Source organism: Allobosea sp. (assembly GCF_051860145.1).
Classification (GTDB): Bacteria; Pseudomonadota; Alphaproteobacteria; order Rhizobiales; family Beijerinckiaceae; genus Allobosea.
In genome coordinates, this window is sequence record NZ_JBHYEM010000005.1 from 254,593 (window position 1) to 274,275 (window position 19,683).

At 67.5% G+C, this 19,683-nt stretch carries 19 protein-coding genes; 3 read left to right on the forward strand and 16 right to left on the reverse strand.

What is annotated here, in order from left to right:
* Nucleotides 1-29 precede the first annotated feature (29 nt).
* The 6 genes from ACTIF2_RS11310 to argE all read right to left on the reverse strand — a co-directional run bounded on the left by ACTIF2_RS11310 (nucleotide 30) and on the right by argE (nucleotide 7,170).
* The gene (locus tag ACTIF2_RS11310) at nucleotides 30-1,037 is read right to left on the reverse strand and encodes an ABC transporter ATP-binding protein (protein WP_439497160.1); all 1,008 of its coding nucleotides are present in this window, start codon (nucleotides 1,035-1,037) and stop codon (nucleotides 30-32) included.
* Nucleotides 1,034-2,020 carry an ABC transporter ATP-binding protein gene (locus tag ACTIF2_RS11315; RefSeq protein WP_439497161.1) on the reverse strand — a complete coding sequence of 329 codons (987 nt, stop codon included), beginning with the start codon at nucleotides 2,018-2,020 and terminating at the stop codon, nucleotides 1,034-1,036. Before ACTIF2_RS11315 ends, ACTIF2_RS11310 begins: the two co-directional genes overlap by 4 nt.
* A gap of 4 nt (nucleotides 2,021-2,024) precedes the next feature.
* On the reverse strand, nucleotides 2,025-2,966 hold the full coding sequence (locus ACTIF2_RS11320) for an ABC transporter permease (protein ID WP_439497162.1): 942 nt from the start codon (nucleotides 2,964-2,966) through the stop codon (nucleotides 2,025-2,027).
* 20 nt (nucleotides 2,967-2,986) lie between these two features.
* Nucleotides 2,987-3,967 carry an ABC transporter permease gene (locus tag ACTIF2_RS11325; protein WP_439497163.1) on the reverse strand — a complete coding sequence of 327 codons (981 nt, stop codon included), beginning with the start codon at nucleotides 3,965-3,967 and terminating at the stop codon, nucleotides 2,987-2,989.
* A 239-nt stretch (nucleotides 3,968-4,206) separates the two neighbouring features.
* Nucleotides 4,207-5,796, reverse strand: a complete 1,590-nt coding sequence (locus ACTIF2_RS11330; RefSeq protein WP_439497164.1) for an ABC transporter substrate-binding protein — start codon at nucleotides 5,794-5,796, stop codon at nucleotides 4,207-4,209.
* A 222-nt stretch (nucleotides 5,797-6,018) separates the two neighbouring features.
* On the reverse strand, nucleotides 6,019-7,170 hold the full coding sequence (gene argE, locus ACTIF2_RS11335) for an acetylornithine deacetylase (protein ID WP_439497165.1): 1,152 nt from the start codon (nucleotides 7,168-7,170) through the stop codon (nucleotides 6,019-6,021).
* A gap of 153 nt (nucleotides 7,171-7,323) precedes the next feature.
* Here argE and ACTIF2_RS11340 point away from each other — a divergent pair, with 153 nt between their 5' ends.
* Entirely contained in the window at nucleotides 7,324-8,292 is a 969-nt protein-coding gene (locus tag ACTIF2_RS11340; RefSeq protein ID WP_439497166.1) for a threonine ammonia-lyase, read from the forward strand.
* A 9-nt stretch (nucleotides 8,293-8,301) separates the two neighbouring features.
* On the opposite strand, the gene ACTIF2_RS11345 is transcribed toward ACTIF2_RS11340, so the two are convergent.
* The 3 genes from ACTIF2_RS11345 to ACTIF2_RS11355 form a co-directional block, all read right to left on the reverse strand.
* Nucleotides 8,302-8,946, reverse strand: coding sequence for a hypothetical protein (locus tag ACTIF2_RS11345; protein ID WP_439497167.1), 645 nt, complete (start codon nucleotides 8,944-8,946; stop codon nucleotides 8,302-8,304).
* A gap of 129 nt (nucleotides 8,947-9,075) precedes the next feature.
* On the reverse strand, nucleotides 9,076-10,026 hold the full coding sequence (locus ACTIF2_RS11350; RefSeq protein WP_439497168.1) for a phosphoribosylaminoimidazolesuccinocarboxamide synthase: 951 nt from the start codon (nucleotides 10,024-10,026) through the stop codon (nucleotides 9,076-9,078).
* A gap of 59 nt (nucleotides 10,027-10,085) precedes the next feature.
* On the reverse strand, nucleotides 10,086-10,550 hold the full coding sequence (locus tag ACTIF2_RS11355; RefSeq protein WP_439497169.1) for a DUF3592 domain-containing protein: 465 nt from the start codon (nucleotides 10,548-10,550) through the stop codon (nucleotides 10,086-10,088).
* Between the two features lie 152 nt (nucleotides 10,551-10,702).
* Here ACTIF2_RS11355 and ACTIF2_RS11360 point away from each other — a divergent pair, with 152 nt between their 5' ends.
* Together ACTIF2_RS11360 and ACTIF2_RS11365 are read left to right on the forward strand one after the other, a co-directional pair.
* Nucleotides 10,703-11,878: a M20 aminoacylase family protein gene (locus ACTIF2_RS11360; RefSeq protein ID WP_439497170.1), complete on the forward strand. Its 1,176-nt coding sequence runs from the start codon at nucleotides 10,703-10,705 to the stop codon at nucleotides 11,876-11,878.
* Between the two features lie 12 nt (nucleotides 11,879-11,890).
* On the forward strand, nucleotides 11,891-12,997 hold the full coding sequence (locus ACTIF2_RS11365; protein WP_439497171.1) for an NAD(P)/FAD-dependent oxidoreductase: 1,107 nt from the start codon (nucleotides 11,891-11,893) through the stop codon (nucleotides 12,995-12,997).
* 54 nt (nucleotides 12,998-13,051) lie between these two features.
* Here ACTIF2_RS11365 and eda read toward each other — a convergent pair whose 3' ends face one another.
* The 7 genes from eda to ACTIF2_RS11400 all read right to left on the reverse strand — a co-directional run bounded on the left by eda (nucleotide 13,052) and on the right by ACTIF2_RS11400 (nucleotide 19,616).
* Entirely contained in the window at nucleotides 13,052-13,696 is a 645-nt protein-coding gene (eda, locus tag ACTIF2_RS11370) for a bifunctional 4-hydroxy-2-oxoglutarate aldolase/2-dehydro-3-deoxy-phosphogluconate aldolase (RefSeq protein WP_439497172.1), read from the reverse strand.
* 30 nt (nucleotides 13,697-13,726) lie between these two features.
* Nucleotides 13,727-14,416 (reverse strand): 6-phosphogluconolactonase, encoded by a 690-nt coding sequence (locus ACTIF2_RS11375; protein ID WP_439497173.1) that lies wholly within the window; start codon nucleotides 14,414-14,416, stop codon nucleotides 13,727-13,729.
* Nucleotides 14,413-15,924, reverse strand: a complete 1,512-nt coding sequence (gene zwf / locus ACTIF2_RS11380) for a glucose-6-phosphate dehydrogenase (protein ID WP_439497174.1) — start codon at nucleotides 15,922-15,924, stop codon at nucleotides 14,413-14,415. Before zwf ends, ACTIF2_RS11375 begins: the two co-directional genes overlap by 4 nt.
* Before the next feature lie 106 nt (nucleotides 15,925-16,030).
* Complete coding sequence (locus ACTIF2_RS11385) at nucleotides 16,031-16,789, reverse strand: ABC transporter ATP-binding protein (protein ID WP_439497175.1); 759 nt, start codon at nucleotides 16,787-16,789, stop codon at nucleotides 16,031-16,033.
* Nucleotides 16,786-17,646, reverse strand: coding sequence for an ABC transporter ATP-binding protein (locus tag ACTIF2_RS11390; protein ID WP_439497176.1), 861 nt, complete (start codon nucleotides 17,644-17,646; stop codon nucleotides 16,786-16,788). The genes ACTIF2_RS11385 and ACTIF2_RS11390 overlap by 4 nt, the downstream gene beginning before the upstream one ends.
* 1 nt (nucleotide 17,647) lies before the next feature.
* A complete protein-coding gene (gene nikC, locus ACTIF2_RS11395) occupies nucleotides 17,648-18,559 on the reverse strand; it encodes a nickel transporter permease (RefSeq protein ID WP_439497177.1) in 912 nt (303 codons plus the stop codon).
* 10 nt (nucleotides 18,560-18,569) lie between these two features.
* Nucleotides 18,570-19,616, reverse strand: a complete 1,047-nt coding sequence (locus ACTIF2_RS11400; protein ID WP_439497178.1) for an ABC transporter permease — start codon at nucleotides 19,614-19,616, stop codon at nucleotides 18,570-18,572.
* Nucleotides 19,617-19,683 lie beyond the last annotated feature (67 nt).

Sequence of the window (19,683 nt, forward strand, 5' to 3'; positions counted from 1 at the left end):
AATGACGGTTCGACACGCTCGGAAGCGCCTCAGGCCGCGACCCGCCCCTCGTTCACGGCATGGCAGGCGACGCCGTCGATCACCGGCGGGTTCTCGATGCGGCAGCGCTCGAAGGCGAGCGGACAGCGGGGGTGGAAGGTGCAGCCGGAAGGCGGGCTGATCGGGTTCGGGATCTCGCCCTTCACGCCCTCGCGCGCCTTGCCGACCATGGCGAGGTCCGGCACCGCGTCGAGCAGCATCCGGGTATAGGGATGGCGCGGGGCCGAGAACAGCGCCTTGCCGTCCGAGACCTCGACGAGACGACCGAGATACATCACGCCGATCCGCGTCGCCATGTGCCGGACGACCGCGAGATTGTGCGAGATGAAGAGATAGGTCAGCCCGAATTTCTGCTGCAGGTCGCGCATCAGGTTGAGGATCTGCGCCTGGACCGAGACGTCGAGCGCCGAGGTCGGCTCGTCGCAAACGATGAACTCGGCGTTAGAGGCGAGCGCGCGGGCGATCGCGATGCGCTGGCGCTGGCCGCCGGAGAATTCGTGCGGGAACTTCTTGCCGTCGTCGGGATGCAGGCCGACCAGGCTCAGCAACTCGCCGACGCGGGCATTGATCGCGGCATCGCCCTGGATGATGTCGAAAGCGCGGATCGGCTCGGCGATGATCCGGCCGACACGCCAGCGCGGATTGAGCGAGGCATAGGGGTCCTGAAAAATCATCTGGATGCGACGGCGCAGGCGCTGACGCTCCTGCGAGACGGCGACGTCGTTCATCGAGATGCCGGCGATCGAGACCGTCCCGCCCGAGGGTGGCAGCAGCCCGACGACCATGCGCGCCACGGTCGACTTGCCCGAGCCGGATTCGCCGACGAGCGCGAAGGTCTCGCCCTTGCGGATGTCGAAGGAAACGCCGTCGACGGCCTTGAGATATTGCCGCGGCGCGTTCTCGAGCACGCGGTTGAGCCAGGGCTTGGAGACGTCGAAGACGCGCTTCAGGTCACGGACCTCGACGAAGGCGGGCTCGGCTCGCTTGGTCTCGCTCACGCCGCTTTCTCCGCTTTCGGCTCGTCGTAGAGATGGCAGGCGACCTGCCTTTCGCCGACCGAAATCAGCTCGGGCCGCTCGCTATGACAGCGGGCGAAGGCATGGGCGCAGCGCGGATTGAAGGCGCAGCCCTTCGGGATCGCGGAAAGCCGCGGCATCGAGCCCGGAATCTGCACCAGCCGGTCGGCATCGCCCTCGATCGAGGGGATCGCGCCCATCAGCCCCTTGGCATAGGGGTGGAGCGGCTCCTTCACCACGTCGCGCACCGGGCCGATCTCGGCGATGCGGCCGGCATACATCACGGCGACGCGGTCGGCCGTCTCGGCGATGACGCCCATGTCGTGGGTGACGAGCATGACGGAGGTGCCGCGCTCGCTGCAGAGCCGCTTGATCAGGGCGATGATCTGCGCCTGGACCGAGACGTCGAGCGCCGTCGTCGGCTCGTCGGCGATGATGAATTCGGGCTCGGCGCAGAGCGCGAGCGCGATCACCACGCGCTGGCGCATGCCGCCCGAGAACTCGTGCGGATAGCCGTCGATGCGCCTGTCCGGCGCCGGGATGCCGACCTCGTCGAGCAGCGCGATGGCGCGCTTGCGGGCGTCGGCGGCATTGAGCGCGGTATGGGTCTGGATCGTCTCGATCAGTTGCTCGCCGACACGGTAGAGCGGGTTCAGGCTGGTCAGCGGATCCTGGAAGATCATGCCGATGCGCTTGCCGCGCACCTTGCGCATCGCGTCGGGCGGCAGGTTGTCGACGCGCGCGCCGGAAAGCAAGACCTCGCCGCCGGCGATCCGACCGGGCGGGTCGATCAGGCCGATGATCGCCGAGCCGGTCACCGATTTGCCGGCGCCGGATTCGCCGACGACCCCGAGCACCTCGCCGCGCGCGATGTCGAAGGAGATCGTGTCGAGCGCGCGCAAGGTGCCGCGCCGCGTCACGAACTCGACCGTGAGATCCCTGACCGAGAGAACAGGCGTGCTCATCGGATCACCTCAGCCTCGGATTGAGCGCATCGCGCAGCCAGTCGCCGAGCAGGTTCACGGCCAGCACGAGCAGCGCCAGCGTGACGCCCGGGAAGGTGACGATCCACCAGTCGCCCGAGAACAGGTATTTGTTGCCGATCGAGATCAGCGTGCCGAGCGAGGGCTGGGTCGGCGGCAGGCCGACGCCGAGGAAGGACAGCGTCGCCTCGGTGATGACGGCCAGCGCCAGGTTGATGGTGAGGATGACAAGGACCGGGCCGATGACGTTGGGCAGGACATGGCGCAGCATGATCAGCGGCGCCGGAAGGCCGACGAGCCGCGCCGCCTGGACATAGTCCTTGTTGCGCTCGACCAGGGTCGAGCCGCGCACCGTGCGGGCATATTGCACCCAGAAGGAGAGCCCGATCGAGATCACCAGCACATAGATCGCCGTGTCCTCGCGCGAGGCGCTCTTGAAGATGCCGCGCACGACCCCGTCGATCAGAAGCGCGATGAGGATCGCCGGGAAGGTGAGCTGCACGTCGGCGATGCGCATGATCAGCGAATCGACGCGGCCACCGAGATAGCCGGCGAGCAGGCCGAGCGTGATGCCGATCGAGGCGGCCAGGATGACGCCGAGCCCGCCGACGACCAGCGAGACGCGCAGGCCGTAGAGGATCGCCGAATAGAGATCGCGGCCCTGGTCGTCGGTGCCGAAGATGAAGCGCGCCTCGCCGCCATCCTGCCAGGCCGGCGGGATATTGGCGTCGGCGAGGAAGACCGACGCCGGATCGAACGGGTTGGTCGGCGCGATCCAGGGCGAGAAGGCCGCGCTGATGAAGAGGACGAGCACGACGAGGGCAGCGCCCATCGTCACCTTGGAGCGACGGAAGCTGGCGAGGATGTCACTGTCGAGGATGCGCTCCCAGCGGGTCGGGATCCGATCGGGTGGTGTGGCGGTGCTCATGGTTTCAACCCCTCACCGGCTCAATGCGCCCCGACCGTCGCGCGCAGGCGCGGGTCGACGGCGGCATAGAGCAGATCGACGATCAGGTTGATGCTGACGAAGAGGAACGAGATCAGCATCAGATAAGCGGCCATGATCGGGATATCGACGTTCTGGACGGCGCGCAGGAAGAGCAGGCCCATGCCCGGCCACTGGAACACCGTCTCCGTGATGATGGCGAAAGCAATGATCGAGCCGAGCTGCAGGCCGGCGATGGTGATGACCGGGACCAGCGTGTTCTTCAGCGCATGGCCGAAATGGACCGTGCGGGTGCGCAGGCCGCGGGCGCGGGCGAACTTGATGTAGTCGGCGCGCAGCACCTCGAGCATCTCAGCCCGAACGAGCCGCATGATCAGCGTCATCTGGAACAGGCCGAGCGTGATCGAGGGCAGGATCAGCGCCTTCCACCCGGACAGGGTGAGCAGACCCGTGGTCCACCAGTTGCCGAGCTTGACGACGTCGCCGCGCCCGAAGGAGGGCAGCCAGCCCAGCGTCACCGAGAACAGGTAGATCAGCAGGATGCCGATCAGGAAGGTCGGCAGGCTGATGCCGATCAGGGAGACCGCCTGGAAGACCTTGGCGAGCCAGCTGTCGCGTTTGAGGGCCGTATAGACGCCCATCGGGATGCCGACGACGAGCGAGAACAGCGCCGACATGAAGGCGAGCTCCAGCGTCGCCGGCGCGCGCTCGCCGAGCAGGGAGATGACCGGCAGCCGGAACTGGTAGGAGACGCCGAATTCGAGCCGGGCGGCGTTGTAGATGTAGCGGAAGAACTGGACGATCACGGGATCGTTCAGGCCCAGCGATTGCCTGATCTCGTCGACCTGGGCCTGGGGCGTGTCGAGGCTGACGAGCTGGTTCACCGGGTCGCCGACGAAGCGGAACATCGCGAAGGCGATCAGCGCCACGGCCAGCATGACGAGAAGCGATTGGAACAGCCGTCGCAGGATGAAAGCGAGCATGAGCGCCTTGGCGTTTAACGCGGAACCTGTGGGCGCCGGTGAGCCGGATGAAGCTCTCCGTTGCCAATACGCCGTCATCCCGGCCGTAGCGAAGCGGAGCGCCGGGATCCATCGTCGAGCGCCGGAGCCTCACGATGGATCCCGGATCTACGCGGCTACGCCGCTTGTCCGGGATGACGTCGCGGTTGGGTCGGCATGAAGAGAGGCGCGCGACCATTAAGAGCCGCGCGCCACCCGCGTCATTCCTTGGTGGCGTAGTAGAGCAGCACCGAATTGTCGGCGCGCTGGGTCAGCTTGACCTTCTTCGAGACACCCCAGGCCAAGGCCTGCTGATGCAGCGGGATGTAGGAGAATTCGTCCACCGTCATCTTGAACGCCTCCTTGATCATCGCATTGCGCTTGGCGATGTCCGACTCGACCAGGATCTTGTCGGTCAGGGCGTCGACCTTCTTGTTGCAGTAGCCGCCGAGATTCGACTCGCCGCGCGACGAGCCCGCGACGTCCCGGCAACCCAGGATGTCGTTCAGCACGTTGTGGCTGTCGAAGGTGCCGGGCGTCCAGCCGAGCAGGTAGAACGAGGTCTTGTAGCCGCCGGATTTCAGTACCTTGGCGAAATACTGGCCCTTGGGCTGGGCGTTCAGGTTCACCTTGATGCCGGCGCGCGCCAGCATGCCGACCACGGCCTGGCAGATCGTGCCGTCATTGACGTAACGGTCGTTCGGGCAATCCATGCCGACCTCGAAACCGTCGGGATAGCCGGCCTCGGCGAGCAGCTTCTTCGAGGCCGCCGTATCGAACTTGGCCCGGGTGAAGCCCTCATGCGGGAAGAGCTCCGGCGCGATCATCAGCGAGGACGGCGTCGAAAGCCCGCGCATGACGCGGCTCTTGATCGTCTCGATGTCGATCGCCTGGTAGAAGGCCTGGCGGACCCTGACGTCCTTGAAGGGGTTCTTGCCCTTGACGCTCGATTCCAGCAGCTCGTCGCGCGTCTGGTCCAGGCCCAGGAAGATCGTGCGCAGCTCGGGGCCGCTCAGGACCTGGGCGTTGCCCGAGGCGTTGACGCGCTGGATGTCCTGGATCGGAACCGGCTCGATCACGTCGACCTCGCCGGACAGCAGGGCCGCGACACGAGTGGCATCGGAGGCGATCGGCGTGAAGACGATCTCCTTGAGATTGTGCTCGACCTTCTTGTTCCACCAGTTCTCGTTGACCTTGAAGACGGTCTTCACGCCGGGCTGGTGGCTCTCGATCTTGAAGGGGCCGGTGCCGTTGGCGTTGAGCGAGGCGTAGCTCGGCGAGGTCGCGGCCGCAGGCGTGGGCGCGACGGCGTTGTTCGCCTCCGCCCATTTCTTCGACATGATGTACCAGGTGTCCCACTGCGCGTTCAGGATCGGGTTCGGCGAGGTCAGGATGACGTCGACCGTGTGGTCGTCGACCTTGACGAACTTCGAGTCGGTGGGAATGCGCGTGGTGAAGTTGGAGCCGGTGGCGCGCACGCGCTCGGCCGAGAACAGCACGTCGTCGGCGGTGAAATCCTCGCCGCCGTGGAACTTGACGCCCTTGCGCAGGAACAGGCGCCATTTCAGGCCGTCATCGGAGACCTCCCATTTCTCGGCCAGCGCCGGCTCGATCTTGAGGTCCTTGCCGCGCGCGGTCAGGCCTTCATAGGGATGGCCGAGATGGGCGTTGGTCGTCGTCTCGTTGACGGTATAGGGGTCGAGCGACTTGAGCTCGCCCTGGTTGGCGTAGCGCAGGGTCTGCGCCTGCGCTGCGCCGCACATCAGCGCCACGGCCGCTACGGCGGCGAGGCAATGCGTCCTGAATGACATGGTTGATCGCTCCCAATCGGTTCGCTGGCCACTCCTCCCGGGAGCGGTTCCGAAACCGGCGCAGAAGCGCCGGGATTCCAAGAAGGTGGCAGATTAAAGACGCTTCAAGGACGGCGTCCAGTACCGCTTTCGTCGATTGAATTTTCTTGCGGCCAAACGTTCGGCGGCGCACGATCCTGCATACCCTCTCGCGACTCCATGACGCAATCGGCATGCGCCATCTCAGCGCGACAGCTCGGCGATGAGCCCGCGCACGAACTGCGTCCCGGCGTCGAGCTGCGCGATGGTGATGAACTCGTCCGGCTGATGCGCCTGGGCGATGTCGCCCGGCCCGCAAACCACGGTCGACCAGCCCGCCTCCTGGAACAGGCCGCCCTCGGTGCCATAGGCCACGACATGGCTGCCATTGTCCCCGGTCAGGCGGCGCGCCAGAGCCTCGGCCGCGCCCTGCTGCTCAGGGCCGAGCGGCGGCGTCTGCGAGGTGATCTCGAGCTCGATGCCGGTCTCCGGCGCGATCGCCTTCATGCCGGCCTCGAGCTCGGCGATGCGGGCGCGATAGCGGGCGACATAGGCATCGCCGTCCTCGCCGGGAACGACGCGCACCTCATGGCTGAAGGCGCAATGCTCGGCGGTGATGTTGACCGCCGTTCCGCCCTGGACCACGCCGACATGCAGGGTCGAATAGGGCGGCTCGAAGCCGTTGTCGTTGCCGGTGCGGTTCCTGTTCTCGGCCATGACCTCGTCATGCCAGGCGATCAGCTTGCCGGCGACCATCACCGCCGGCACGCCGATATCGACCCGGCTCGAATGCACGGCATGGCCGCGCACGGTCGTCTTCATGCGCGTGCCGCCCTTGTGGCCGGTGACCACCTGCATCATCGAGGGCTCGCCGACGATGACCGCCGAGGGCGTCAGCCCGGCCTGCGCCATGGCATCGATCATGACGCGCGCGCCGACGCAGCCGACCTCCTCGTCATAGGAGAGCGCGATGTGGATCGGCCGTTTCAGCCCGGCCGCGAGCATCTCGGGAACGAGCGCCAGCGCGATCGCGTCGAAGCCCTTCATGTCGCAGGCGCCGCGGCCATAGAGCTTGCCGTCGCGCTCTGTCAGGGTCCAGGGATCGGAGGTCCAGTCCTGCCCCGCGACCGGAACGACATCGGTATGTCCCGACAGCACGACGCCGCCCTCCCCGGCCGGGCCGATCGTGGCGTAGAGATTGGCCTTGTCGCCCTCCGGGCTCGGCACCAGCGTGCTCGCAACGCCATGGGCGGCGAGATAGTCGCGGCAGAAATGGATCAGGTCGAGATTGCTGCGCTGCGATTCGGTGTTGAACGAAACCAGCTTGGCCAACATTTCCTTGGGTGTCAGGTTCACGAGGTCAGGTCTCCAAAAGCCGTGGCGCAGCAGGTTTCGTGCCGCAGGCTAAGCCGCCTGCCGCTCAGGTCAATCGCCGCAGGCCGCTTGACCGGCTTGCGCCGGGCGCGTTGATGTGCGCCCAAGCCAAGTCCGCCTCCGAGAGCCAGTCCGATGAATTTCGACGTCACCCTTGCCGACATCCAGGCCGCCGCCACCCGCATCTCCGGAAAGACCCGCCGCACGCCGACCTTCCACAGTGCCGGGCTCTCGGCCCGGCTCGGCGTCGAGACGCTGGTCAAGGTCGAGAGCCTGCAGCTCGGCGGCTCGTTCAAGGTGCGCGGCTGCTTCAACAAGCTGATGTCGCTGAGCGAGGCCGAGCTCAGCCGCGGCATCGTCACCGTCTCCGGCGGCAACCACGCCATCGCCGTCTCGATGGTCGCCAAGGCGATGGGCGCACGCGCGCTGGTGCTGATGGCGAAGAACGTCTCGCCCTTCAATATCGAGCTGACCAAACAGGCCGGTGGCGAGGTCGAGCTCTGCGAGGACGCGATCGAGGCCTTCGCCAAGGCCGACGACTACGCCGCCAGGGGCATGACCAATGTCCATTCCTATGACGACCCGGCGATCATCGCCGGACACGGCACGCTCGGCCTCGAGCTTGCGAACGACGCCAGCGGACGGCTCGACCACGTCTTCCTCTCGATCGGCGGGGGCGGCTTCTCGGCAGGCGTCGGCACGGCGCTGAAGGGGCTCGACCCGGCGGTGCGCATCCACGGCGTCGAGACCGAGGGCGCGACGACGATGAGCCAGGCGCTCGAAGCCGGAAAGCCGGTGCCGATCCGCCCGACCTCGATCGCGCGCGCGCTCGGCGCGCCCTTCGCGACGGAGCGGACGATGGCTGCGGCCCGGCAGAACCTCGAGGAGATCGTCACGGTTCCCGATGCCGAGGCCGTGCGCGAGATGGTCTGGGTGCTGCAGAACGGGCGCGTGCTGCTGGAGCCCGCCGCCGGCTGCGTCGTCGCGGCGGCGATCGCCCGCAAGGAGATGTTCAGGCCCGGCGAGCGCGTCGCCCTGGTGCTTTGCGGCTCGAACGTCTCGCTCGACGATTTCGCGGCCTGGCGGACGGAGTACGGCGTGTAGCCTGGACGGCTACGGCCCGATCACCGTCCCGCGCGCCCGCCCGCCGCTGACGCGGCAGGAGCAGCCGATGCCGACCTCTGTCGGCGTGATCAGCGCGCAGGTGCGCACCGGCGTCTGGCAATAGCCGCCGATGCCGGAGGAGACCGGCGCGGAATAAACCGGGGCGGCGTAATAGGGCGAGCCGTAATACGGAGCCGGATCGTAACGGTAATAGGGATCGTCGTAGTCATAGGACGAGCCGTAATAGGGGTAGGCCGAAGCGGCGATGGCGGTGCCGGCGATCAGCCCGGCTGCGCCCCAGCCCCAATTATCGCGGTAGCCCCGCCGCCAGTAGCCGGGCCGTCCATAATAGGCACCGCGATACCAGCGGTTGCCGCCATAGCCCCATCTCGGCCCTCCACCATAGAAGCCGGCGCGGTATCCGAAGCCTCCGGGCCGGATGCCACCGCGATAGCCGCCGAAGCCCGGACGGACGAAGCCCCGGTTTCCGAAGCCGAAGCCACCGGCGCGCATGGCGCCGCGATGCAAGCCGCCGCCATGGAAGCCTCCGGCGTGGACACCATGGCCGCCGAAGCGGCGCTGGGCCGAGGCGTCGTCGGCAGCGAAGGTCAGCAGGGGAACCAGAGAAGCGGCAAGAACGATCAGGCGGCGCATGGCGGCCTCCCACTCGAGACGATCGGGCGGATCATCAACGCGCGAGCGCGCCGGCCGTTCCAGCGGCGCGGAGCGATTGCATGGCGCAAAATGCCGCAGGCTGCCGAGGGGGCGGGACTGCAGCGTCGCTCAGAAATAGCGGGCGAGATTCCGCCTGATCCGCTCCAGCGGCGGCTCGCCGGCCGGCGGCGGCGCGAAGGCCGTGCCGGTGATGGTCTCGAAGGCGCGGATATAGACCTGCGAGGTCTGCGCGATGAGCTCATCCGGGATCTCCGGGATGGGTTCGTTATAAGGGTCGCAGCGCGCCGCGACCCAGTTGCGGACGAAATCCTTGTCGAAGCTCTCGGGCTTCTCGCCCTTGGCAAAACGCTCGGGGTAGCTTTGCGCGAACCAGTAGCGGCTGCTGTCCGGCGTATGGATCTCGTCGGCCAGCAGGATGCGCCCTTCGCCGTCGGTGCCGAACTCGTACTTTGTATCAGCGAGAATGAGGCCGCGCTCGCGTGCCATCGCCTGGCCGCGCGCGAACAGCGCCAGCGCATGGGCCGAGACCGTGTCCCATTGCTCCTGGCTCAAGAGCCCGCCGCCAACGATCTCCTGCGGCGAGAGCGGCTCGTCATGGCCGCCGTCGAAGGCCTTGCTGGTCGGGGTGATGATCGCTTCGGGAAGCGCCTCGTTGTCGCGCAGGCCGTCCGGGAAGCGGATGCCGTAAATCTCGCGCTGGCCCTGCTTGTACATGGTCAGAACGGAGGTTCCGGTCGTGCCGGCAAGGTAGCCGCGCACGACGATCTCGACCGGCAGGATCTCGAGCCGTTGCCCGACCACGACATTGGGGTCGGGATATTCCAGGACGTGGTTCGGGCAGATGTCGGCGGTGTTCTCGAACCAGAACCGGGCCGTTTGGGTCAGCACCTGGCCCTTGTACGGGATGCAGGCGATGGCCCTGTCGAAGGCGCTGAGCCGGTCGCTCGCGATGATGATCCGGCGCCCGTCCGGCAGATCGTAATTCTCGCGGACCTTGCCCCGGTAATAGTTCGGCAGTTCCGGGATGACGGCTTCGCGGAGGGCTTCGGTCTCGGACATGGGCTGCTTCACTTCATCGGCCGGAAGAGGTTGTATTGCGGCGCCTTGCGCGTCGTCCGTCATAGCGAAGAGGGTGGAGACGCACCACCGAGATCGCGCCCGTTTTCAGTGGCGCGACCCGTGGGAATGAAGAAGAGGGCGACGGCGACGATGGTGAAGGCAAGGCCGAGAAGGCCGGTGATCATCGGCCCGCCCCATAGCGCGAAGAAACGCTTGGTCCTGGCCTGCCGTGCGTCGGAGGGAGAATAAAGCACCTCCACCGCGTCGCCCCGCCTGTAGGGCGGCGGATAGCTCGACCAGTTCGAGACGAACTCTACCTCCTCGCCGGCCTGCGTGCGGAACCGGACGACGGGACGGTAGGTGCCACGCTCGGACGAGCGGCTGGAGCTGCGCACGAGATCGATGACGGTGCCCTCGGCCGACACGGCGTCCCGGATGAAGTCTGTGGAATGTCGCCACCAGGCATAACCGCCGCAGACCAGGACGACGGCCGTGACGGCGAATATCCACCGGACCAGCCTCACCGCTCTCATGACCCCGCCATCCGATCCTCCGCCATTCGTCGCACCCCACCCCCTCATGACACAGGAGACTTGGAGAGAGGCCCGCAGCCCGCTAGCTTCGCCGCCTGGCCACCCGCTTTCTGCAAAGTCGGCCTGCCCATTCCGAGGACATCATGCCCAGATCCGACCTGATTGCCACGTTCACGCCCGAGCTCACCGCGATCCGCCGCGATTTCCACCGCCATCCCGAGCTGCTCTTCGACGTGCAGCGGACCGCCGGAATCGTCGCCGACAAGCTCAAGGCCTGGGGCGTGGACGAGGTGGTGACCGGCATCGGCAAGACCGGCGTGGTCGGCGTGATCAAGGGCAAGCGCCAGGAATCCGGCAAGGTCATCGGCCTGCGCGCCGACATGGACGCACTGCCGATCCACGAGGAGACCAATCTCGAGCATCGCTCGACCGTGCCCGGCAAGATGCATGCCTGCGGCCATGACGGGCACACCACCATGCTGCTCGGCGCCGCGAAATACCTCGCGGAGACGCGCGATTTCGACGGCACCGCGATCGTGATCTTCCAGCCGGCGGAGGAAGGCGGGGCCGGCGCGAAGGTGATGTGCGACGAGGGCGTGATGGAGCGCTTCGGCGTGCAGGAGGTCTATGGCCTGCACAACAAGCCGGGGCTGCCGATCGGCCAGTTCTGCATCCGCAAGGGCCCGATCATGGCGGCGGCCGACCGCTTCCTGATCAGGATCAACGGCAAGGGCGGCCATGCCGCGGCCCCGCATGACACCAAGGACCCGGTCGTCGCGGCCTGCCAGCTCGTCACGGCGCTGCAGACCGTCGCCTCGCGCAATGCCGACCCGCTCGATTCCATCGTCGTCTCGGCGACCGCGATCAATGCCGGCGAGGCCTTCAACGTCATTCCCCAGAGCGTCGAGATCAAGGGCTCGGTCCGGACGCTGACCCCGGCGATGCGCGATCTCGCCGAGAAGCGCATCACCGAGATCTGCCAGGGACTGGCGCAGGCCTTCGACCTGAAATGCGAGATCGAATATTTCCGCGGCTACCCGGTGACCTTCAACCATGCCGGACAGACCGATTTCGTCACCAGCGCCACCAGGAACGTCTTCGGCAAGGAGGCGATCGACACCGAGGTGCCGCCGACCATGGGCTCGGAGGATTTCTCCTTCATGCTGGAGGAGCGGCCGGGCGCCTATATCTTCATGGGCAACGGCGATTCCGCCGGGCTGCACCACCCCGCCTATGAGTTCAACGACGCGGCGATCCCGGTCGGCGTGACCTATTGGGCGAGCCTGGTCGAGATCGCCATGCCGCAGCGCGCGGCCTGACGCGAAGCGACGATGGCCGATATCGATTGCCTCGTCATCGGGGCCGGCGTGGTCGGCCTCGCCACGGCGCGAGCGCTGGCGCTCGCCGGGCGCGAGGTCGTGATCGCCGAGGCCGCGGAAGGCATCGGCACGCAGACCTCGGCGCGCAACAGCGAGGTCATCCATGCCGGGATCTACTATCCGCCGGGCTCGCTGAAGGCACGGGTCTGCGTCGAGGGGCGCAAGCTGCTCTATCGCTATCTCGGCGAGCGCGGCCTGCCGCACAAGGCCTGCGGCAAGCTGATCGTCGCGACCTCGGCGGCGCAGCGTCCGGCGCTCGAGACGATCGCCGCACGCGCCGAAGCCTCGGGCGTCACCTCGCTGCGCTGGCTCGACGCAAAGGAGGCGCACGCGCTCGAACCGGAGGTCACCTGCGAGATCGCCCTGCTCTCGCCGGAGACCGGCGTGGTCGACAGCCACGCCTTCATGCTGTCGCTGCTCGGCGAATGCGAGGCCGCCGGCGGGTCACTGGCACTCAACACGCCGATCCTCGGCTGGCGGCGCGAGGGCGAGGGCTTCAGCGTCGATTTCGGCGGCGACGACCCCGCGACCTATTCGGTGCGCAGCATCGTCAATTCGGCCGGCCATGGCGCGCCGCGCCTGCTGCGCCTGCTCGACGGCTTTCCGCCGCAGCACATGCCGCAGCAATCCTTCGCCAAGGGCAACTATTTCGCGCTGCTCGGCAAGCAGCCCTTCTCGCATCTGGTCTATCCGATCCCGGAGGCCGCCGGCCTCGGCATCCACGCGACGATCGACATGGGCGGCCGGGTCAAGTTCGGGCCGGATGTCGAATGGGTCGAGAGCGACCAGGACCTGGTGGTCGATCCGACGCGTGCCGAGCGCTTCTACGCGGCGATCCGGACCTATTGGCCGGCCCTGCCGGACAACGCGCTGGTCGCGGACTATGCCGGCATCCGCCCGAAGCTGCACGGGCCGAGCGAGCCGATGCCGGATTTCCGCATCGACGGGCCGGCGGTCCATGGCGTGCCCGAAGTGGTCAACCTGCTGGGCATCGAGAGCCCGGGGCTGACGAGCTCGCTGGCGATCGCGGATATGGTGGTGGAGCGGTTGGGATCATGAGCCGTCATGCTCGGGCTTGACCCGAGCATCTCAGGACGGAAGAGACGCCGGGCGTCAGCCGCGAATGATGGCGACTTTCTCGCTCGCCTCCCTGGCGAGCTGCGTCACCCGCGCCCAGTCGCGGTTGGCGATGGCGTCGGCCGGCACGAGCCAGGAACCGCCGACGCAAATCACCTGCTTCAGCGCGAGATAATCCGCGAGATTGCCGAGGCTGACGCCGCCGGTCGGGCAGAACCTGAGCTGCGGGAACGGCCCCGACAGGGCCTTCAGCGTCGCAGTGCCTCCTGCCTGCTCGGCCGGAAAGAACTTGCAGGTCAGCCGGCCGGTCGACACCGCGCGCATGCAGTCCGACGCCGTCGCGACGCCCGGCAGCCAGGGCAGGCCGGCGGCGCGCATCGCGTCGTCCACCGCCTCGCTGAAGCCGGGGCTGACGACCGCCTGGGCGCCGGCCTGCTGGACGTCGGCGACCTGGGCCGGCGTCACCACCGTGCCGGCGACGGCAAGGATCTCGGGAACCTCGCGGGCGATCGTCTCGAGCGCGTTCAGCGCGGCCGGTCGGCGCAAGGTGACCTCGATGACGTCGATGCCGCCGGCTAGAAGCGCCCGCGCCAGCGGGACCGCGACATGGGCATCATCGATGACGACGACCGGCACGACGCCACAGGCCCGGAGGCGTTCGATTTCGGGTTCGTCTGACATCGGATCGGTCTCCCTGGCTGAGCGCCCCGCTTAAGCCTTCGCCCAGTAGACGTCGAGCCCCCGGGGCCGGCGCAGCAGGATGCCGACCGGATAGGCCGCGGGAAGTTCCTGCGCCGCCTTCAGGGTCTCCTCCTTCTCCGCGCCCGCGAGCAGAAGCGCGGCCCAGCCGGCCTGCGCCAGCCGCGCCGGCGAGAGCGAGATGCGCGGGGGCAGGCCGGCAGGCTGGGCGGCGAGGGCATGCGAGGAAGCATCCGCCTTCGACGCCGCGTCGCCTCCAGGGAAGATCGAGGCGATATGCCCGTCCGCGCCCATGCCGCTGACCAGGATGTCGAGCGCAGGCAGTCGCGACAGGACGGTGTCGAGACTGCGCGCGGCGGCAGCGAGATCGTCGCCGGCATTATGGAAGGAGACGAAGCCCGCCCTGTCCTCGCGCAGCGGCGCGAAGGCGTCACGGATCATGCGCTCGTTCGAGGCGGGATCGTCCGGCGCCACGAAGCGCTCGTCGGTCGGCAGCACGGTGACCTTGTCCCAGGCGAGATCATGGGCGCCAAGCGACGCGAGGAAGCGCGCCGGCGTGGTCCCGCCGGGCACGGCCATCATGGCGCCGCCGCGCGCCGCGAGGGTCTCGCGCAATCTCACCGCCACAGCCTCGGCCAGAGCCTCGGACGCATCATCCAGCCGCTCGAAGCGATGCCAGGCGATCGGACCCGCCGCGCTCATTCGATCAGCTCCGGATCGGCCCAGGACCGGCCCTCGCGCTCGATCAGGCCGATCGCCTGCGACGGCCCCCAGGAGCCGGCGGCATAGCGGTGCGGCTGCGGGTAATATTCCTGCCAGCCCGCGAGGATCGGGTCGATCCAGGCCCAGGCCTGCTCGACCTCGTCGCGGCGCATGAACAGGGTCTGGTCGCCGCGAATGACGTCGGTGAGCAGGCGCTCATAGGCGTCCGGCGAGCGTACCCCGAAGGCGGTGTCGTAGCGCAGGTCGAGCTGGCGCGGCACGATCTTGAGCCTGCCCGAGCCGGGGACCTTCATCATCAGCTGCATCTGCACGCCGTCATTGGGCTGCAGGCGGATGATCAGCCGGTTGGCGTCGAGGCGCCCGCAATCGGCGGCATGGCCGAAGATCGAGTGCGGCACCGGCTTGAAGGTGACGGCGATCTCCGAATAGCGCTGCGCCATGCGCTTGCCGGTACGCAGATAGATCGGCACGCCGGCCCAGCGCCAGGTGTCGAGCTCGCAGCGAATGGCGACGAAGGTCTCGGTGTTGCTGGCATGGCCGAGCTCCTCGGCATAGCCGTGCACGCGCGCGCCGCCGCTGACGCCCGGCCCGTACTGGCCGCGCACGGTCGCGCGCAGCACGTCCGGCCCGACGATCGGCCGCAGGGCCTTGAGCACCCTCACCTTCTCGTCGCGCACCGCATCGGCCTCCAGCATGTTCGGCGGCTCTATGCCGAAGAGGCAAAGCAGCTGGAGGACGTGGTTCTGCACCATGTCGCGCAAATGGCCGGCCTTGTCGTAATAGCCGGCGCGGGATTCGAGGCCGACCGTCTCGGCGACGGTGATCTGGACATTGTCGATGTCGCGGCTCGACCAGGAGCGCTCGAACAGGGTGTTGGCGAAGCGCAGCACCAGCAGGTTCTGCACCGTCTCCTTGCCGAGATAATGGTCGATCCGGTAGGTCCGGCTCTCGGGCAGGATCTTCGCGACCGCGTCGTTGATCTCGCGGGCCGAGGCGAGATCGCGGCCGAGCGGCTTCTCCAGGATGACCCGGCAGGTCGGTGTCAGGATCTCGGCCTTGGCCAAATTCTCGCAAATCGGGATGAACAGGTCCGGCGGCGTCGAGAGATAGAAGGAGCGGACCCGGTCCGAATCGCCGAGCGCTTTTTTCAGCTCCCCGTAGGTCTCCGGCTTCAGCGCATCGAGCTGGACCATGGTGAGGCGGCGCAGGAAGGCCTCGACCTTCTCCTTGGGCAACCCTTCCTCGGTCTCGAGCTTGCGGGCGATCTCGCCGGGCAGCCCGGTGAGGTCCTCGCTCTTGCGCACCATGGCGAGGATGCGGCTCTCCTCCGGCAGCACGCCTTCCTGATTGCGCTGGGCGAGTGCCGGAAAGAGCTTGCGCAAGGCGAGATCGCCGCTGGCGCCGAAGATCACCAGGTCGAAGGGCGGAACCGGCGTCCGTTCCGGAACGGTCTCCAGCTTCATCACGCGGTCGGCGACGGCATCCATGGGCACAGCACTCCGTAACGGCGGAGGTCGATCCTAACCTGCCGCTGCGACGAGACTTAGACGCTTTCAGCCGACCGCCCAAGCGGTGCTGCGCAGACCGGGCCGCTCAAACGGCCTCGCGCCGAAAACCCTCGCTCGCCGTCAGCAATTGCTGGGCATAGGCCGTCTGCGGCGCGCGGGCGGCCAGCGTCGCCGCCGTCATTTCCTCGACGCCCCTGCCGAACTGCATGACCAGCAGCCGCTCGCACATATGGGCGACGACCGCGAGATCGTGGCTGACGAGAATATAGGTGAGGTTGCGCTCCTTGCGCAGCGCCTGGAGCAGGTTCAGCACCTCGGCCTGGATCGAGACGTCAAGCGCCGAGGTCGGCTCGTCGAGCAGCAGGATGGTCGGCTCGAGCACGAGGGCGCGCGCGATCGCGACGCGCTGGCGCTGGCCGCCCGAGAGCTGGTGCGGGTAGCGGAAGCGGAAGCCGCCGGGCAGGCCGACATCGGCCATGGCGCGCTCGATCCGCGCCTCGGCATCGCGGATGCCGTGAATGGCAAGCGGCTCGGCGAGCGTATCGTCGACGGTCTTCTTCGGATGCAAGCTGCCATAGGGGTCCTGGAAGACCATCTGCACGGCGCGATAGAAGGCCCTGCCGCGGATCTTGGGCTGCTTCGTGCCTAAGATGGTCGCGTCGCCGCTCCACTCGCGGTTCAGCCCGGCCAGCACGCGCAGCACCGTCGACTTGCCGGAGCCGGACTCGCCGACGATGCCGTAGCTCTCGCCCGGCGCGACGGTGAAGGAGAGGTCCTTCACGACATGGGAATCACCAAAGGAGACGTTGAGCTTCTCGACGGAAATGGCGGGTTGCGTGGTCATGCCAGCCATGCCGGATCACGGGTGAGGGTGGCGAGCTTCGCCTTGGGATGGTCGAGGTCGGGCAGGCAGCCGAGCAGGCCGCGGGTATAGGGATGCTGCGCGGCCTCGAGATCGCCCGCCGCCAGCGTCTCCATCGCCTTGCCGCCATACATGACGATGACGCGGTCGCAGAAGGACTTCACCAGATGAAGATCGTGGCTGATGAAGATCAGCCCCATGCCGCGGCTGGTGACCAGATCGTCGAGGATCTTCAGGATCTGCAACTGCACCGTGACGTCGAGCGCCGAGGTCGGCTCGTCGGCGATCAGGATGTCGGGCTCGGCGATCAGCATCATCGCGATCATCACGCGCTGGCCCATGCCGCCCGAGACCTCGTGCGGGTAGAGCCTGTAGACGCGGTCCGGCTCGCGGATCTGCACCGCCTCCAGCATGGCGAGGCTGCGCTCCCTCGCCTGGCGGGCGCTCGCCTTGTGATGGACGCGATAGGCCTCGGCGATCTGCTCGCCGACGGTCTTCACCGGATTCAGCGAGAATTTCGGGTCCTGCATCACCATCGAGATATGACGGCCGCGCAGCTTGCGGCGGGCGCGCTTGTCCATGGTCAGGAGATCCTGGCCGCGATAGGCGAGCCGATCGGCCAGGACCTCCCCGGGATGCGGGATCAGGTCGAGGATGGCACGGCCGGTCATCGACTTGCCGGAACCCGACTCGCCGACGATGCCGAGCCGCTCGCGCCCGAGCGTGAAGGACAGCCCGCGCACGGCGCGCACGATGCCCGTCGACGTATGGAAATTGACCCGCAGGTTCTCGAGTTCGAGAAGCGGCTGTTCGGTCGGCGTGCCGGGTGCGCGCATCATCTCACCTCGCATCGATGACGTCGCGGAGCCCGTCGCCGAGCAGGTTGAAGCCGAGCGCGACGACACAGATGGCGAGGCCCGGGAAAGTCGCGACCCACCATTGATCGAAGATCTGCTCGCGGCCGGCCGAGATCATCGCGCCCCATTCGGGAATCGGCGGCTGGGCGCCGAGCCCGAGGAAGCCGAGGCCGGCGGCTGTCAGGATGATGCCGGCCATGTCGAGCGTGGTGCGCACGATCAGCGAGGGCAGGCACATCGGCACGACATGCTTGAGGACGATGCGCCATTGCGAGGCGCCCTGGAGCCGCACTGCGGAAATATAGTCCTGGTTGCGGATGATCATCGTCTCGGCGCGGGCGACGCGGGCATAGGGCGGCCAGGCGGTGAAGGCGATGGCGATGACGGCGTTCTCGAGGCCGGGCCCGAGCGCGGCGACGAAGGCGAGCGCCAGCACGAGACGCGGAAAGGCGAGGAAGACGTCGGTGATGCGCATCAGGATGCGGTCGACCCAGCCGCCGAGATAGCCTGCCGCCGCGCCGATCAGGAGCCCGATCGGCCCGACCGTGATCACCACCAGCAGCACGATGACCAGCGTCACCCGCGAGCCGTAGACGATGCGGCTGAAGATGTCGCGGCCGAGCGAATCCGTGCCGAACCAGTTGGTTGCCGAAGGCGGCAGCAGGCGCTTGTCCAGCACCTGCGTCAGCGGATCATGCGTGGCGATCAGCGGCGCGAAGGCCGCGACCAGCAGAAGCAGCACGACGATGGTCAGGCCGATGATAGCGGCCGGATTGCGCCGGAAGGCGAGCCATTGCCGGTAGAACTGGCCGAGCCGGGCCTGGCGGCGGGATGTCGGGGAATCGCTGACGAGCCAGGCGGTCCAGCTCTGCTCGGTCGTGCTGCGGTCGGTCATGGCCATGGCCTCACCGTGCCCGCGGGTCGGCCAGGCGGCCGATGATGTCGGAGAGGAGGTTGACGCCGATGAACACGGCGCCGACCACGAGCGTGCTGCCGAGCACGGCGTTCATGTCGGCATTGAGCAGGGAATTGGTGAGGTAGCGGCCGAGGCCCGGCCAGGCGAAGATGGTCTCGGTCAGGACCGAGCCCTCGAGCAGATGCATATAGGAGAGCGCGATCACCGTCACCAGCGGCACGACGGCGTTGCGCAGCGCATGACCCCAGATCACGCGCGTCTCCGAGAGCCCCTTCACCCGTGCGGCGATGACATATTGCTGCTGCAGCTCGTTGATCATGAAGCTGCGGGTCATGCGGCTGACATAGGCGACGCTGAGCAGGCCGAGCACCGAGGCCGGCAGGATGAGATGCGAGAAGGCGTCCCAGAACGCCTCCCATTCGCCCTGCAATGCAGCGTCCAGCATGATGACGCCCGTGACCGGCGTGACGAAATCCTGCCAGGCGATGGAAATCCGACCGGGCCCGGCGACCCAGCCGAGCTTGGCGTAGAACAGCAGCAGCCCCATCAGGCCGAGCCAGAAGACCGGGATCGAATAGCCGATCAGGCCGATGACGCGGGCGATCTGGTCGAGCCAGCGGCCCTGGTTGACGGCGGCGAGGATGCCGAGCGGCACGCCGAGCACGACGCCGATCAGCGTGCCGAGCGTCGCCAGCTCGAGCGTCGCGGGGAACACCGTCTTGATGTCGTCGGTGACCTTTTGCGCGGTCAGCACCGAGGTGCCGAGGTCGCCGGTGAAGACCTTGCCGACATAGATGCCGAATTGCTGCCAGAGCGGCTTGTCGAGTCCGAGATCGAGCCGCGCCCTCTCGTAGACATCGGCCGGGGCGCGGTCGCCGACCACGGCGAGCACCGGATCGATCGGCATCACGCGCGCGATCAGGAAGGTGACCAGAAGCAATCCGAAGATCGTGATCGCGACCGTGGTCAGCTCGCGGCCGGCGATCCTGCCCCAGCGCGCCGACCAGCCCGCCCATGTCTCACGCGATGACGCCATTCACCCGCCCAATTCGACCTGACCCGAAAACCGGGCGCTTCTGCAGGGCACCGAGCGTGAAAGCAAG

Excerpts from the sequence above, each read along its gene's own strand:
- ACTIF2_RS11315 (WP_439497161.1), bottom strand. The coding sequence starts at position 2,020 with ATGAGCACGCCTGTTCTCTCGGTCAGGGATCTCACGGTCGAGTTCGTG.
- ACTIF2_RS11320 (WP_439497162.1), bottom strand. The coding sequence starts at position 2,966 with ATGAGCACCGCCACACCACCCGATCGGATCCCGACCCGCTGGGAGCGC.
- ACTIF2_RS11325 (WP_439497163.1), bottom strand. The coding sequence starts at position 3,967 with ATGCTCGCTTTCATCCTGCGACGGCTGTTCCAATCGCTTCTCGTCATG.
- ACTIF2_RS11330 (WP_439497164.1), bottom strand. The coding sequence starts at position 5,796 with ATGTCATTCAGGACGCATTGCCTCGCCGCCGTAGCGGCCGTGGCGCTG.
- ACTIF2_RS11340 (WP_439497166.1), top strand. The coding sequence starts at position 7,324 with ATGAATTTCGACGTCACCCTTGCCGACATCCAGGCCGCCGCCACCCGC.
- ACTIF2_RS11345 (WP_439497167.1), bottom strand. The coding sequence starts at position 8,946 with ATGCGCCGCCTGATCGTTCTTGCCGCTTCTCTGGTTCCCCTGCTGACC.
- ACTIF2_RS11350 (WP_439497168.1), bottom strand. The coding sequence starts at position 10,026 with ATGTCCGAGACCGAAGCCCTCCGCGAAGCCGTCATCCCGGAACTGCCG.
- ACTIF2_RS11360 (WP_439497170.1), top strand. The coding sequence starts at position 10,703 with ATGCCCAGATCCGACCTGATTGCCACGTTCACGCCCGAGCTCACCGCG.
- ACTIF2_RS11365 (WP_439497171.1), top strand. The coding sequence starts at position 11,891 with ATGGCCGATATCGATTGCCTCGTCATCGGGGCCGGCGTGGTCGGCCTC.
- eda (WP_439497172.1), bottom strand. The coding sequence starts at position 13,696 with ATGTCAGACGAACCCGAAATCGAACGCCTCCGGGCCTGTGGCGTCGTG.
- ACTIF2_RS11375 (WP_439497173.1), bottom strand. The coding sequence starts at position 14,416 with ATGAGCGCGGCGGGTCCGATCGCCTGGCATCGCTTCGAGCGGCTGGAT.
- zwf (WP_439497174.1), bottom strand. The coding sequence starts at position 15,924 with ATGGATGCCGTCGCCGACCGCGTGATGAAGCTGGAGACCGTTCCGGAA.
- ACTIF2_RS11385 (WP_439497175.1), bottom strand. The coding sequence starts at position 16,789 with ATGACCACGCAACCCGCCATTTCCGTCGAGAAGCTCAACGTCTCCTTT.
- ACTIF2_RS11390 (WP_439497176.1), bottom strand. The coding sequence starts at position 17,646 with ATGATGCGCGCACCCGGCACGCCGACCGAACAGCCGCTTCTCGAACTC.
- nikC (WP_439497177.1), bottom strand. The coding sequence starts at position 18,559 with ATGACCGACCGCAGCACGACCGAGCAGAGCTGGACCGCCTGGCTCGTC.
- ACTIF2_RS11400 (WP_439497178.1), bottom strand. The coding sequence starts at position 19,616 with ATGGCGTCATCGCGTGAGACATGGGCGGGCTGGTCGGCGCGCTGGGGC.